The organism is Tsukamurella strandjordii (assembly GCF_039525985.1).
Lineage (GTDB): Bacteria > Actinomycetota > Actinomycetes > Mycobacteriales > Mycobacteriaceae > Tsukamurella > Tsukamurella strandjordii.
Window position 1 is genome coordinate 55,254 of the sequence record NZ_BAAAII010000016.1, and the last position, 14,453, is coordinate 69,706.

The window sequence follows — 14,453 nt, forward strand, 5'->3', positions numbered from 1 at the left end:
GGGCCGCCCCGGAAATACTTGGACGTCCTACCGACCGGTATCGCACTCGGCCGGCCGGAGCGGTCGTAGAATCTACTCCCATGACTACCGGCCTCGCCTTCGCTCTGACTCGCAACGACCACCCCCGTGCGGACGCGGAGCGCGCCGAGATCCTGGCGAACCCGGGATTCGGCAACCATTTCACCGACCACATGGTCTCGCTGCGCTGGAGCGAGAGCGAGGGCTGGCACGCCGCCGAGGTGATGCCCTACGGCCCCATCCCGATGGAGCCGTCGGCGTCGGTGCTGCACTACGCGCAGGAGATCTTCGAGGGGCTCAAGGCCTACCGGCAGCCCGACGGTTCGATCGCCACCTTCCGTCCGGAAGCGAACGCCGCCCGGTTCCAGCGCTCGGCCGAGCGCCTCGCGATCCCGCCGCTGCCCGAGGAGGTCTTCCTCGAGGCGCTGCGCCAGCTGGTGGCCGTCGACAGTGCCTGGGTCCCGGCCGCCGGTGGTGAGGAGTCGCTGTACTTCCGCCCCTTCATCTTCGCCGACGAGGAGGCGCTCGGTGTGCGCCCCTCGAACAGCTACCGCTTCCTGGTGATCGCCTCGCCCGCGGGCGCCTACTTCGCGGGCGGCGTGAAGCCGGTGTCGGTGTGGCTCTCGCGCGAGTACGTGCGTGCGGCGCCCGGCGGCACCGGGTTCGCCAAGTGCGGCGGCAATTACGCCGCCTCCCTCGTGGCGCAGGCGCAGGCCGCGCAGCAGGGCTGCGATCAGGTGGTGTGGCTCGACGCCATCGAGCACGAGGCGATCGAGGAGATGGGCGGCATGAACCTGTTCTTCGTGCTGGGCTCCGGTTCGGGCGCGAAGATCGTGACTCCTGAGCTCTCGGGTTCGCTGCTGCCCGGCGTCACCCGCAGCTCGCTGCTGCAGCTGGCCCGCGACGCCGGATTCGAGACCGAAGAGCGGCGGATCACGGTGGACGAGCTCAAGGAGGGCGCCGCGTCCGGCGCGATCACCGAGGTCTTCGCCTGCGGCACCGCCGCCGTGATCACCCCGGTCGGTCACGTCAAGGGCGCCACCGAGGACTTCCTCATCGGCGATGGTCAGCCCGGCGAGATCACCATGGCCCTGCGCGAGACCCTCACCGGCATCCAGCGCGGCACCGTCGAGGACAAGCACGGCTGGATGTCCACGCTGAGCTGATCGGCGTCAGTGTGCGACGTGCTGCGCCGAGTGACCGATCGCGGCTTTGTCGGGGATCATCGTGCGCATCAGGCGGGCCTGCCGTCGATCGCCCAGTTCGGCACCGCGGCGCCGTCCGCCCGGGAGTTGGAAGATGACCGACTCGATGAGATTGATCGGGATCTTCAGTGCCGGGTACCAGGGGAGGACGGCCGGCACGCCGAGCTTGCGCATGGCGTGCCGTCCCAGGTAGGCCGTGGAGATCGAGAGGTGCTGCGAGCGCGCGATGCGCCTGCGCAGCCCGCCGAGCACGGGGTAGTGCCACTGCAGCGGATCCTCTGCCATCGGTTGGGCGAGAACGCGACTGGTCTCGTCGGGGGTCGACAGCGCCCGGGAGGTCTGGAACAGGATGCGAAGGCTGTCGCGGAAGCTGTGCGGCAGGAAGTCGTCGTGCACGCCCATGAGCCGGCCCACGTAGCGGGTCAGATGCGCGGCCGCCTCGTACTCGCGCGGGTTGGCCAGCATGCCCAGGCCCGTGCCCGTGGCGACCGGTGCGATGAGGGCGCCCACGAGTGTGGCGGCCATATCCGTCTGGTTGATCGGCAGGCCGTACGCCGCGCAGTCCCAATCGTCCATCGCGATCACGTGCCGCCGCACCAGTGAGTGGATGAACCGCACGTGCAATGTCGATCGGTATCCGACGCCGCCGGGACGCAGCGCATCCTCGCCGATCACGTCCAGCGCCCACTGCGTGGTCTCAGCGAAGCGCCGGTTCGAGCCCTTCTCCAGAGCACCCGTCCGCAGGAGCGTCTGGTTGAAACCCGAGAACATGTATCCGCCCATCAGTGCCACATCCCGGGCCACCGCAAGCCCGTCGGCGCCGCCGCTGCGCATGAGCTGGCCGCCGGTGCGAATGGCGTTCCAATCCGCCCAGTCGGGAACGGTCTCCATCTCTTCGAAGAAGTCCCGGAGAATCGGCGGCGCCTCCGGCACCGAGTCGATGCCCTCGGCGAGGGCGCGGTTGAACATCGCCTTGCGGGTATCGGTGTCCTGCGCGTACATCCACGCCACCAGCTCGTCCATCGGCTCATCGCCGACGGTGAGCAGCTCGCCGAACCGCCGGAACTCCGCGTCGGTCGGTTCCGGTAGACGCAGTGCCCTGCTTACGAACGTGATCCCCGGTGGAACGCGGCGCGGACGCGCGGGATGGCGGGAGGGGATGGGCCTCGAGGTGGCTGCGGTCATGGTGCCTCGCAAATCTCGTACGACAACAGTTGTTGTCGAGTCTGTCGGCCATTCTTCCAGGCAGGCGTGAACTCTGGAAGGAGAATCGCGAATCCCTATCAATCGAACTGATGAGCTAAACGTGTCGGTGGGTGTGGGTAGCGTTGAGACATGGAAGAGATGGAGCTTCTCGATCGGGTAGATGCAGGTGGCATCCGTGTCGCCACGGATATCATCGACAGGTTGAGCGTGTTGGAGCGGCTTCGTTCCCGCTCCGCCGCAGAAATGTATGAACTGGTGTTCGATATTCTCGCGGTGCGGCGTCGGGAACGCGCCGCGGCCGGCCTGCCTCCGAGCCGTTGGGATGCGGGCGTCGCAGCCGAGGTCGCCCTGGCGATGTCGATCTCACCGAACCGGGCCACCGCCATCCTGTCGCGGGCCCGGGCACTCCATGAGTGCCTGCCCCACACGCTGGCGCGGCTGTGGGACGGCGATATCTCGCCGGAGCGGGTCGAGATCCTGATCGCGGGGGTGGCGCACCTCGACGCCGACCTCCGCCGCCGCGCCGATGCACTGCTCTGCGCTGATCCCACCGTTCTGGCGGGCCTCGGCACACGCCGCTTGCAGGACATGGTGTTCCAGATGGCGTACCAGCTCGATCGACAGGCGATGGTCGACCGGCTCGCCAAGGCGGAGGCGCACCGTCGCGTCACCATCCGCCCCGAACCCGATGCGATGGCGCGGGTCTCGATCCTCCTGCCGGTCGCGAAGGCCGTTGCCGTCTTCGCATCGCTCAAGCGGCGCGCGGACGGCATCGTGGGCGTCGGACCCGAGGTGCGTACCCGTGGACAGGTGATGGCCGACGCGGCATTCGAGCTCCTGACCGGACGCACGGCCGCAGACGGTCAGCCCGTCTCGGTGAACATCACCGTCTCGGACCGGGTGCTCCTCGGCGGCGGGACGGGGACGGCGCATCTCGCTGGGGGAGGAACGATCCCGTGCGAGGTGGCCCGGAACCTGGTCGCCCGCGCCGCCTCGCGGGGCGAGGCGTGGCTGCGACGGCTCTACGTGCAGCCCGAATCCGGTGCCGTGGTGGGCATGGATTCCCGATCGCGTGCCTTCCCCGACGGGCTGGGCGCGCTGATCGCCGCGCGTGACCGCACGTGCCGCACCCCGTACTGCGATGCGCCGATCGCCCACAACGACCACGTGATCCCGCATGCCGCGGGCGGTGAGACTAGCATCGACAACGGCCAGGGACTGTGCGCCGCCTGCAACTACGCGAAGCAGGCCGCGGGCTGGGAGCAGCGAGTAGTCGACGATCCGTCGGGGCGGCACACCGTGGAGACCATCACGCCCACCGGGGCCGTGCACCGCTCGACCGCGCCCGATGCCGCCTGACGGAGGGTCACCGCACGCAGAGGCCCACCAGCGCGACGGCCGTCGCCAGCTCGATGCCGAAGCCGAGAACGTCACCGCTGACCCCGCCGAACCGGCGAACACAGTGCCGCATCGCGAGGGCGGCCACGAGCAGCGCCGCGACCACCGCGAGCGGACCCTGCCAAGGGACGCCCGGAACCGCCCAGATCGCGGCGACCGCAGCCACGATCACCCAGAAGGCCTGCGCCGCACCGCCCTGCGTACCCGCGGTCAGTGCACCGAAACCGTCCGGATTCGCGGCGGACCAGCCCCGTCGACACCCGATCACCGCTGCCACCCGGGCCGCACCGATCGCGATACCGATCGCGAGCCACCGCCCGCGATCGGCCAGATCGCCGAGAGCGGCGGCGTCGATCACCACGACCAGCGCCAGCGCGGCCGCGCCGAACGGGCCGACGGTGCCCTGCCGCATGATCTCGCGCGCCCGCTCCGGCGGACCGTAGCTGCCGAGGCCGTCGACGCAGTCGGCGAAGCCGTCCACGTGCATGCCCCGCGTCACCAGAGCCGCCCCGCCGATCGCGAGGGCACCGACCAGCATCCAGGGGAGCCCCGCGGCGGCCGCCGCCCAGGCGATCCCGGCGACGGTCGCACCCACCACGGCCCCGGCCACCGGGACGAAGAAGATCACCCGTCCCGCGCCCGAACGGTCCACCGCCGGTTGCAGGCGCTGCGGCACCGGCAGCACCGTCATCCAGGCGAGCGCCGTCGGCAGGTACCGCATCTCAGCCCCGCGAGACCCCGGCGGAATCGAACGTCGCCATCTCGCCGAGCACCGCCACCGCAGCCCGCACCACGGGCAGAGCCGTCGCGGCGCCGCTCCCCTCGCCGAGCCGCATCCCCAGGTCCAGCAGGGGCTCCAAGTCCAGACGGTGCAGCGCCAGCGAATGCGCCGGTTCCGGACTGCGGTGTCCCGCAACCCACCAGGACGAGGCGCCCGGCGCCAGCTCCTGCGCCACCAGTGCCGCGGCCGTCACCACGACACCGTCGAGGATCACCGGCGTGCGGCGCACCGCGGCCTGGGCCAGGAACCCCGCCATCGCGGCGAGATCGGCGCCGGCGGCGGTGCGCAACAGCGCCTTCGGATTCCCGACATGCGGTCGCGCGCGGTACATCGCATCGCGGATCGCTGCGGCCTTGCGCATCCACGCGTTGTCGTCGATCCCGGTGCCGCGACCCACCACGAGCACGGGCTCGGTATCGGTGATCGCACCGATCAGGACCGCCGCGGGGGTGGTGTTGCCGATGCCCATATCACCGAGGATCAGGAGGTCGGCGCCGGAATCGATCTCCTCGTCGGCGATCCTTCGGCCGGCGGCGATCGCGGCGATCGTCTCCTCGTCGGTGAGGGCGTCCACCGTCGAGATGTCGCCCGACGACCGGCGGATCTTGTTGCGGCTCAGCGCCGGGCTGGTATCGGCCGAGACGGCGATGTCCTCCACCCGCACCGACGCCCCCGCCTGGGTCGCGAGCACGTTCACGGCCGCACCGTCGGCGGCGAAGTTCGCCACCATCTGCGCGGTGACCTCCGGCGGATACGCCGACACGCCGGTCGCGGCGACACCGTGATCGCCGGCCAGCACCACGATGCGCGCGCGTTCGAACTGCCGTGGGGGACAGGCACCCTGACACGCGGCGATCCACTCGCCGAGCTCCTCGAGCCGGCCCAGGGATCCCTTCGGCTTGGTGAGCTGCAGCTGCCGGTCCCGCGCCTGCTGCGCCACGAAGGCATCGGGCGGCGTGATCGACGGGAAGGACAGCGGATCGGCGTCGGGATCGAACGGCGGGAGTTCGACCGGGGCCAGCGCGACGACGGGTGCCGGGGCCTCCGTTGCCGGGGCGGCCGTCACTGGGGCGGGCGCTGCGGCCGCCACCGTGGACGGCGAGGGGGAGACCACCGGTTGCCCGTCGAGCGCCACCGAGCGTCCGGCGACCACCAGCTCGACACCATCGGCCACCGCCGCCAGGCGTGCGTTCAGATCACCCAGCAGATCCTGGAACAGGCGTCCCGCGTGCGTCGCCGGGACCACGGACAGGCCCACCTCGGGGCTGACGAAGATCAGTTCGCCCGGATACGCCGACGCCGCGTCCACCAGCGCCGCGACCTCGTCGTCGACGCGCTCGGGCGTCTCCCAACCGGCGGCGTCCAGTCGCGCCGCGAGCCAGGCGCCGAGGTCATCGACCAGGGTCGCGACATCGCCCGTCGCGAGCACCGCCGCGAGGTCCTGCGTCTCGACGGTGGTCCACGAGTCGGGCCGCCGCGACCGGTGCGCGTCGATCCGGGCGGTCAGGTCGGGGTCACCGTCGGGCCGCGGCGCGGTGGCCACGTACCGCACCGGAGCGGGGCCGGCGGCGGTGGTGATCAGGTGTTCGGCGCGAGCCGACTTGCCCGAGCGGACACCGCCCAGGACGAGGCGCAGGGCCACGGCTTAGACCGCGTCGCCGGGCGAGACCCGGGGCCGGGGGATGCGCATGCGCCGCAGTTGCGTGGACCGCATGAACGCGTACCAGCCCAGCTTGAAACCGGTCTCGGTGGTCTCCGGGTACTTCTCCTGAACGCGCTTGTTCACACGGCGGCCGGTGAAGTAGCCCTCGATGCCCATCACGATGATCAGCACCATGAGGATCGGCATCGCCAGCGCGCTGAGCGTGGGGTTCTGCACGGTGATGAACATGTAGACCATCACGGCCACCGCGATCGGGATGAACATCGTTGCGATGTGCCGCTTCGAATCGACGAGATCGCGGGCCATCGCCTTCACCGGGCCCTGATCGCGCACCGGCAGGTAGCGCTCGTCGCCCTGCATCATCAGCTCGCGCCGCTCGTTCGCGGCAGCCCGGCGCTCGGCGGCGGCGGCCTTGCGCTCCTCCTTGCTCATGGAGCTCTTGAGCTCCTTGCGCCGCGCCCGGGCCTCCGCACGGGTCTGCGGCGCGGGGGCGACGGGGCCGCGCTTGCGGCCCTCCGCCTCGCGGCGGCTGGGGGTGGGGCGGCCCTTGCCCGGGGTCTGCGTGGGCTTGGCGGCGGTCGCAGCGGCGTCGTCGTCCGCGGTACCGGTGGCCGCGCTGTCGGCGGTCTCGGGAGCCGTGTCTTCGGCCTTCTGCCAGGGGAGTTTCACGGCGTCCAGCCTAGAAGATCGCGGCGAGTGCGCGCACCGTGCCTACACTCGCCGCATGTCGTCGCAGTTGGCGGGGGTCTCCGCCCGGGTACTGGTGGCACCGGACTCGTTCGGCGGCACCCTCACCGCGGCGCAGGCGGCGCACGCGATCGCCGCCGGTTGGCGCACCGCCAGGCCGTCCGACGAGGTGATTCTCGCGCCCCAGTCCGATGGCGGCCCCGGCTTCATCGACGTCCTCGCCGCCGGACTGGGCGCGGCCCCCGAGACCGTGACCGTGTCCGGACCGCTCGGCGAACCCACCCCCGCGCAGTTCCTCCTCGTGGACGAGACCGCCTACATCGAGTGCGCGCAGGCCTGCGGGCTCGACCTGCTGCCCGACGGGCCCACCGCACGGACGGCGCTCGCCGCGGGATCCCGCGGCGTCGGCGAACTGATCGTCGCGGCGCTCGCGGCGGGCGCGACAACGGTGGTCGTGGGGCTCGGCGGTTCGGCGTGCACCGACGGCGGCGCGGGTCTCGCCGAGGTCTTCGGCGGCTACCCCGGCGCCGCGGGGACCCTCGCGGGCGTCCGCCTGATCGCCGCGACCGATGTCGAGAACCCACTGCTCGGCCCGTTCGGGGCCGCCGCCGTCTTCGGCCCGCAGAAGGGCGCACCGTCGTCTCTGATCCCGGAGCTGGAGGCCCGGCTGGTCCGGACCGAGCTCGCCTGGCGCGAGGCCACCGGCCGCGACGTGGCCGAGCTGCCCGGGGCGGGCGCCGCCGGCGGCCTCGGCGCCGCACTGCTCGCGCTGGGCGCGGAACGGACCTCCGGGGCGGCCGTGGTGGCCTCCGCGACGGGTCTCGACGAAGTGCTCGACACCGTCGATCTGGTGCTCACCGGCGAGGGCAGATTCGATCGGCAGTCGCTGCGCGGCAAGGCCGCGATCGCCCTGGCCGAACGCGCGGCCGGGCGCGGCGTCGACACCGTGGTGCTCGCCGGACAGGTGGATCTCGACCCCGCCACGGTCCGCCGGCATCACGTTCGCGCGGCGTATTCGCTGGTCGACAGTGCCGGATCGGTCGAGGTCGCGATTCGCGACGCCGACGGTGCCCTCCGCGCTCTGGCGGCCGCCGTCGCCCGGGAACTCCGATGACGGGATATCGGGAATGACGGGCGGGGGAGTACCGTTGAACAGGACACCCTGCGTGTGAGGAGAACGTGAATGACTGCTGCTGAAGCACAGACCGACACCACCGGCGTGGTGCTGACCGAGCCTGCCGCCGCCAAGGCGAAGGCGCTGCTGGACCAGGAGGGCCGTGACGACCTGGCCCTGCGCATCGAGGTACAGCCCGGCGGCTGCGCCGGCCTGCGGTACCAGCTGTACTTCGACGATCGCTCGCTCGACGGCGACGTGGTCTCGGAGTTCGGCGGTGTGAAGCTGTCCGTCGACCGGATGAGCGCACCGTTTCTGATCGGCGCGAAGATCGACTTCGTCGATTCCATCGAGAAGCAGGGCTTCACCATCGATAACCCGAACGCCACCGGCTCCTGCGCCTGCGGCGATTCGTTCAACTGACGCCCGCTCTGCAGTAACGAACCCTCCCGCGACTAGGCTGGACCGATACGGTCCACCGAATCACGGGAGGGTTCTGCTGTGTCGATAGCCGTTTCGGGCTCGATCGCCACCGATCATCTGATGCGCTTCGAGGGGAAGTTCTCCGAGCAACTGCTCGCCGAGCACCTCGCGCACCTGTCCTTGAGCTTCCTCGTCGACGAACTGGTGATCCAGCGCGGCGGCGTGGGGGCGAACATCTCCTTCGGCATGGGCCGGCTCGGCCACAAGCCCGTGCTGGTGGGCGCCGTGGGCGCCGACTTCGACGAGGGCTACCGCGGCTGGCTGGAGAACGCCGGCGTGGACACCCGTGCCGTGCGCGTCTCGGAGACCGCGCACACCGCCCGCTTCATGTGCACCACCGACGTCGAGATGGCGCAGCTGGCGTCGTTCTACTCGGGCGCCATGGCCGAGTCCCGCGAGATCGCCATCGCGGACGTGACCGCCAAGGTCGGCCCGCTCGACCTCGTGGTCGTGGGCGCCAACGATCCCGCCGCCATGAGCCTGCACTCCGCGCAGTGCCGCGAGGCCGGCATCCCGTTCGCGGCCGACCCGTCGCAGCAGCTCGCCCGCCTCAACGGTGAGGAGGCACGCGAGCTGGTCGAGGGCGCCAAGTACCTGTTCACGAACGAGTACGAGTGGGGCCTGCTGCAGCAGAAGACGGGCATGAGCGCCGAGCGGCTGACCGCGCTGGTGCAGGTGCGCGTGACCACCCTCGGTGCCCGGGGCGCCGAGATCGAGGTGACCGGCGCCGAGGCCGAGCGCATCCACGTGGACGTGGTGCCCGACCGCGGCCGGGTGGACCCGACCGGCGTCGGCGACGGCTTCCGCGCGGGCTTCCTCGTGGGCCTCGAATCCGGCCTCTCGCTGGAGCGATCCGCCCAGCTCGGCTCGTACGTGGCCGTCAAGGTGCTCGAGACCGTCGGCCCGCAGGCCTGGGACTACGACGAGGAGGACGCCGCCGAGCGGCTCGCCGAGGCGTACGGCACCGAGGTCGCGGCGGAGATCCTCGCAGCGCTCTAGGTCACAACACCGGTTACCGACGCGTAACCTACGGTACCGTAGGTTTTATGGCGGTCATCGGCGTACCCGAGATCAAGCCGCGGCTGCGCGGCGTGATCCATCAGTTCGGCGCGCTCGGGGCCATCGCCCTCGGCGTCCCCCTCGTGATCGCCGGCTTCCGGCAGTCCACGGCGGCGGGCCTCGCCCTGCTCGTCTACGCCGTCACCGTGTTCGGGGTGTTCGGCGTGAGCGCCGCCTACCACCGCGGCCGCTGGACCGATGCGCAACGCATCTGGATGAAGCGTGCCGACCACTGCATGATCTTCCTGTTCATCGCCGGGAGCTACACGCCCATCGCGGTGCTCACCTTCCCCGCGTCGGTGGCCCGGTGGGTGCTCGCCGTGGTCTGGGGTGGAGCGCTCGCGGGCGTCGCCCTGAAACTGCTGTGGCCGCACGCCCCGCGCTGGGTGGGGGTGCCGCTGTACATCGCCCTCGGCTGGGTCGTCGTGGCGGTCGCGGGCGACCTGATCGACGGTGCCGGGTGGGTCGCCTCGATCCTGCTCGCGATCGGCGGCGTGCTCTACAGCGGCGGCGCCGTGCTCTACGCGACCCGGTGGCCGAACCCGTGGCCCGGCGTCTTCGGGCATCACGAGTTCTTTCATGCCGCCACGGTGATCGCCGCCCTCTGCCACTACGCCGCGATGTGGATAGCCTTGCTTCGATGAGCTCGATCCTGCTGCGCCACCTCGATTCCCGGCGGTTCCGGCTCGCCCTGCCGCGCGCCGTCGCGCTGCAGGTGCTGCATCCGTCGATCGCGGCGGCCTTCACCGAGCACGTCTCATCGAGCCTGTGGGGCCACAAGCAGCGCACCGTGGGACCGCTGGTCCGGATGGCCTACCGGGGCGAGAAGTCCGACTGGATCATCCGATTCGCGCACGAACACGTGAAGGGCGTCGACTCGACGGGGGAGCGGTACCACGCGCTCACCCCCGAGCTCTTCCACTTCCAGCACGCCACCTACGTGGACGCAGTCGTGGCCGGCATCGAGACCTACGCCGGACCGCTCACCGCCGCCGAACACGAACAGCTCTACCGCGAATGCTGCGACTGGTACCGCGCGTACGGCATCTCCACGCGCCCCATGCCCACCACGTGGGAAGGGTTCACCGAGTACTTCGCCGATGCCTGTGCCGGCCTGCGGCTCACCCCCGAAGGCCGGGCCCTGGGACCGCAGGCGCTGAGCCCGCCGCGCTGGGCGTTCGGCACCATCCCCGGCTTCGCCGCCCGCGGCATCCAGCACGAGCGCGCCCGCGAACTGCTCGACGTGCCCATGAGCGCCGTCGACCGGCTCGCCTTCGACGCCTTCGCCGCCGCGCAGCGCAGGGTGGCGTAAGGGCGCCCGGCGACGAGCCGGGCTTGACCTTGTCGCAGCGTCAAGGTGTGTACTTCTCTCAGACGAGAAGGAGGCCGCCATGAGAATCGGCGATATCGCCCGCGTGGTGGGCGTGTCCACCCGGGCCATCCGGCACTACCACCGGATCGGCGTCCTCGCCGAGCCCGCGCGGGAATCCAACGGCTACCGCTCGTACACCCTCGACGACGTGGTGCTGTTGTTGCGCGTGCGGCGCCTCGCGGAGACCGGGATGTCGCTCGACGAGATCGCGGACGTGCTCGACGACGACGAGCGTCATCGCGACCTCGATGAGGTGCTCGCCGAGCTCGACGCCGATCTGGCCCGGCAGGAGGAAGCGATCCGAGATCGCCGCCTGCGGCTCGCCGAGCTCCGGTTCACCGCGACCGGATCACTGGTGACCGAGCGCGTCGAGGCGCTCGCCGAGCGGATCGCGGGCGTCTACGACCACGGCGCCGCGGCACGGATGGAGCTGGCGATCATGGAGGTGTTGACCAGCGTGGTGCCGGGCGCGGTCGAGGCCTACGAGGCCGCCCTCGACGATCCCGCAATGGTGGCCGCCTCGGGTGATATCGCAGTGGAGTTCGAGCAGCTGGCCCAGGTCGATCCCGACGACCCCCGGGTACAGGCGCTCGCCGCCCGGATCGTCGCCGCTGCAGTCGATCTCGAGTTTCCTGAGGCGGCGGCGCCGGGCATCCCGCGGATCGTCGCGGACGATGTGACGGCGTGGTTCGACTCCGCGGACTGGATGTCGGAGGCGCAGCGCCGCTGCATCGATCTGATGATGCGGCAGCTGGCGGGCGGGGAGCCGGAATGAGTGGGGAGTTCTGGCGTGCGGAGGCCGCGCTGAGCCGGGTGCTCCCGGGGAGGCTCGTGACAGCGCTGCTCGCCGAGCCTCGCGGCGTGGCGGCGATTCTCCGCTGGGGTCTGCGTAGACGGCCTGCCGGACAGCTCTTCTCGCACCACCGCGATCTCGTCGTCCTGATGTGCTTCCTCGTCGCGATGACGGTGCTCGAGGGCGCCGTGCTCGACTTCGTGCTGCGTATGGTGCTCGGTCCGTCGCCGTGGGTGTGGATCGTGCTGGGACTGCACCTGTGGGCGGTGTACCTGATGGTCGCTGCGTACGCGGGCATGGTCACTCGACCGCATTCGCTCGACGACGGCGTGCTCCGGTTGCGCTCGGGCTTGGGGACCGAAGTCGGCGTCGCGGTGACCGCCATCGAGGCTGCCAGCCCGGGGCGCTACCCCGACTTCGACCGCTCCAACTGGAGAGTCGACGGTGCCGGGAATGCCACCATGGCGCCGAACGAGGCGAACCTGCGGCTCATGCTCGTTCCAGGTTCGGAGGTCGCACTGAACGGGCGAATCATTCCGGCGCCGAGATCGATTCACCTCACCGCCGACGAACCGCGCCGCCTCGCTTCCGCCATCGCGGCGGCGCGGGACGACCTCGGAGCGACGAGCCGCTAGAGACGCACGGGGTAGTCCGGCTCCTCGATCGCGGGATGGATGCGATTCTCGACGAAGATGCCGTGCCAGACCATGAACATCAGCACGGTCCAGATCCGTCGCGAATGATCCGTGCCGCCCGGCCAGCCCTCGGGCGCCTTGGCCCTGTGCTCGTCGAGCATCGCCAGTACTGCCCGGCGGTCGATCCACTCATCGGTCTGCGAATCCTCGATGGTGGTCCGGGCCCAGTCGTACAGCTCCGGACCGGCCAGCCAATGCCGCAGCGGCACCGGGAATCCCAGCTTCTTCCGGTGCAGCACGTGCGGCGGGATGATCTCCTCCAGCGCACGGCGCAGCGCGTACTTCGACGTGCCGCCGGCCAGCTTGAGATCCGCCGGCAGCGTCTCCGCCACCCGGAAGACCTCCTTGTCCAGGAAGGGCACGCGCAGCTCCAGCGAGTTGGCCATCGTCATTTTGTCGGCCTTGACCAGGATGTCGCCCCGCAGCCAGGTGAACTGGTCCAGGTGCTGCATCCGCTCGACCGGGCCCCAGCCCCGGGTCTTCGCGTAGATGGGAGCCGTCACATCGGTGTGCGTCCACTCCGGGCGGAAGTCGCGGAGCACGTAGTCCAGCTGCGCGTCGTTGAACGAGCGTGCATTGCCGTAGTACCGGTCCTCCAGCGCCAGCGAGCCGCGCTGCAGCAGGCTCTTGCCGCGCTGCCCCTCGGGCATCCGGTCGCCGATCTTCCCGGCGGTGCGCCGCGCCCACGCGGGCAGCTTGTCGAAGGGCGCCAGCGACAGCGGCTCCTTGTAGATGGTGTAGCCGCCGAACAGCTCGTCGGCGCCCTCGCCGGAGAGCACCACCTTGACGTGCTTGCGGGCCTCGCGGGCCAGGTAGTACAGCGGCACCAACGACGGATCGGCCACCGGATCGTCGAGGTACCAGACGATCGCCGGGATCGCGTCGCGGAACTCCTCGGGGGAGACCACCTTCACCACGTGCCGCGCGCCGATCGCCTCGGCCGATTCGGCGGCCACGTCGATCTCGCTGTAGCCGTCCCGCTCGAAACCGGTGGTGATCGTGATCAGATCGGGGTTGTGCTGGATCGCTAGCGCCGCGACGGCCGTCGAATCGATGCCGCCGGAGAGGAACGAACCCACGGTCACATCGGCGCGCATGTGCATCTTCACCGAATCGCGGAGCGCGTCGGCGATATCGCGGTACACCGCCTTCGCCTCGGCGGACTCCAGCCCGCCCGAGACCTGCTTCACCGGGAACTTCGGCTCGAAGTACCGCACGCCCTCCACCGAGCCGCCCGGCACCACGGTGGCGTAGCAGCCCGATTCCAGCCGGCGGATGCCGAGATGGAGGGACTCGGGCTCGGGGACGTACTGCAGCACGGTGTAGTGCTGCACGGCCCGCGGGTCGAGTCCGGGCTGCAGGCCCGCCTCGTCGGCGAGTTCGAGCACCGACTTCTTCTCACTGGAGAAGACGGTGCCCTTCGAACCCGTGGCCACGTACAGCGGCTTGATGCCGAACGGATCGCGGGCCAGCGTCAGCTCGCGCTGCTCGGTGTCCCAGATCGCGAAGGCGAACATGCCGCGCAGCCGCGACAGCACACCGTCGATGCCCCAGTAGTGGAAGCCCGCGACGATCGACTCGCCGTCGCCCTCGGTGCGGAACTGCGCGCCGAACTCCTCGACGAGCTGGGTGCGCAGCTCGAGGTAGTTGTAGATCTCGCCGTTGAAGGTGAGCGCGTACCGCTCCGGATTCTCGGGCGGACCCCACCGCAGCGGCTGATGCGCGTGCTCGATGTCGATGAAGGCGAGCCGGTTGAACGACAGGGCCAGATCGTCGTCGTGCCACGCGCCGCCGAACTCGTCCGGGCCGCGGTGCCGCATGCACCGGCCGGCCGCGGTCACCGCGTCGACGACGTCGCCCGCGCGCTGGTCGGCGGACAGGAATCCCAGGAGGCCACACACGAGGATTCAGTATGCCGGAACCGTGGGCGCGCGCATCAACGCCGCAGGCCGACGGTGTGCGGCACGGCACGACTCGCC

At 70.6% G+C, this 14,453-nt stretch carries 14 protein-coding genes; 9 read left to right on the forward strand and 5 right to left on the reverse strand.

Features of this window, described 5'->3' with window-relative positions:
* Positions 1 to 80 precede the first annotated feature (80 nt).
* On the forward strand, positions 81 to 1,184 hold the full coding sequence (locus ABD108_RS21140; protein ID WP_343931312.1) for a branched-chain amino acid aminotransferase: 1,104 nt from the start codon (positions 81 to 83) through the stop codon (positions 1,182 to 1,184).
* A gap of 6 nt (positions 1,185 to 1,190) precedes the next feature.
* On the opposite strand, the gene ABD108_RS21145 is transcribed toward ABD108_RS21140, so the two are convergent.
* Positions 1,191 to 2,408 (reverse strand): oxygenase MpaB family protein, encoded by a 1,218-nt coding sequence (locus ABD108_RS21145; protein ID WP_343931314.1) that lies wholly within the window; start codon positions 2,406 to 2,408, stop codon positions 1,191 to 1,193.
* A gap of 159 nt (positions 2,409 to 2,567) precedes the next feature.
* On the opposite strand from ABD108_RS21145, the gene ABD108_RS21150 reads away from it, so the two are divergent.
* Positions 2,568 to 3,788 (forward strand): HNH endonuclease, encoded by a 1,221-nt coding sequence (locus ABD108_RS21150; RefSeq protein ID WP_343931353.1) that lies wholly within the window; start codon positions 2,568 to 2,570, stop codon positions 3,786 to 3,788.
* Between the two features lie 7 nt (positions 3,789 to 3,795).
* Here ABD108_RS21150 and ABD108_RS21155 read toward each other — a convergent pair whose 3' ends face one another.
* The 3 genes from ABD108_RS21155 to ABD108_RS21165 are packed head-to-tail and all read right to left on the reverse strand — an operon-like array spanning position 3,796 to position 6,940.
* Positions 3,796 to 4,548 carry an adenosylcobinamide-GDP ribazoletransferase gene (locus tag ABD108_RS21155; protein ID WP_343931315.1) on the reverse strand — a complete coding sequence of 251 codons (753 nt, stop codon included), beginning with the start codon at positions 4,546 to 4,548 and terminating at the stop codon, positions 3,796 to 3,798.
* 1 nt (position 4,549) lies between these two features.
* The gene (gene cobT, locus ABD108_RS21160) at positions 4,550 to 6,250 is read right to left on the reverse strand and encodes a nicotinate-nucleotide--dimethylbenzimidazole phosphoribosyltransferase (protein WP_343931316.1); all 1,701 of its coding nucleotides are present in this window, start codon (positions 6,248 to 6,250) and stop codon (positions 4,550 to 4,552) included.
* Positions 6,251 to 6,253: 3 nt separating this feature from the next.
* Entirely contained in the window at positions 6,254 to 6,940 is a 687-nt protein-coding gene (locus tag ABD108_RS21165) for a DUF3043 domain-containing protein (RefSeq protein WP_343931317.1), read from the reverse strand.
* Positions 6,941 to 6,995: 55 nt separating this feature from the next.
* On the opposite strand from ABD108_RS21165, the gene ABD108_RS21170 reads away from it, so the two are divergent.
* From ABD108_RS21170 to ABD108_RS21200, 7 genes are all read left to right on the forward strand, one after another.
* On the forward strand, positions 6,996 to 8,072 hold the full coding sequence (locus ABD108_RS21170) for a glycerate kinase family protein (protein ID WP_343931318.1): 1,077 nt from the start codon (positions 6,996 to 6,998) through the stop codon (positions 8,070 to 8,072).
* A gap of 69 nt (positions 8,073 to 8,141) precedes the next feature.
* Positions 8,142 to 8,495, forward strand: a complete 354-nt coding sequence (locus ABD108_RS21175; RefSeq protein WP_220655849.1) for a HesB/IscA family protein — start codon at positions 8,142 to 8,144, stop codon at positions 8,493 to 8,495.
* Between the two features lie 78 nt (positions 8,496 to 8,573).
* Positions 8,574 to 9,554: a carbohydrate kinase family protein gene (locus ABD108_RS21180; RefSeq protein ID WP_220655848.1), complete on the forward strand. Its 981-nt coding sequence runs from the start codon at positions 8,574 to 8,576 to the stop codon at positions 9,552 to 9,554.
* A gap of 47 nt (positions 9,555 to 9,601) precedes the next feature.
* Complete coding sequence (gene trhA / locus ABD108_RS21185) at positions 9,602 to 10,258, forward strand: PAQR family membrane homeostasis protein TrhA (protein ID WP_220655847.1); 657 nt, start codon at positions 9,602 to 9,604, stop codon at positions 10,256 to 10,258.
* Positions 10,255 to 10,926: an oxygenase MpaB family protein gene (locus ABD108_RS21190; RefSeq protein ID WP_343931319.1), complete on the forward strand. Its 672-nt coding sequence runs from the start codon at positions 10,255 to 10,257 to the stop codon at positions 10,924 to 10,926. The genes trhA and ABD108_RS21190 overlap by 4 nt, the downstream gene beginning before the upstream one ends.
* 79 nt (positions 10,927 to 11,005) lie before the next feature.
* Entirely contained in the window at positions 11,006 to 11,761 is a 756-nt protein-coding gene (locus tag ABD108_RS21195) for a MerR family transcriptional regulator (RefSeq protein ID WP_343931320.1), read from the forward strand.
* Complete coding sequence (locus ABD108_RS21200; RefSeq protein ID WP_343931321.1) at positions 11,758 to 12,414, forward strand: hypothetical protein; 657 nt, start codon at positions 11,758 to 11,760, stop codon at positions 12,412 to 12,414. Before ABD108_RS21195 ends, ABD108_RS21200 begins: the two co-directional genes overlap by 4 nt.
* Here the strand turns inward: ABD108_RS21200 and asnB are convergent.
* Complete coding sequence (asnB, locus tag ABD108_RS21205) at positions 12,411 to 14,375, reverse strand: asparagine synthase (glutamine-hydrolyzing) (RefSeq protein ID WP_220655845.1); 1,965 nt, start codon at positions 14,373 to 14,375, stop codon at positions 12,411 to 12,413. The two genes, ABD108_RS21200 and asnB, sit on opposite strands and share 4 nt — an antisense overlap.
* Positions 14,376 to 14,453 lie beyond the last annotated feature (78 nt).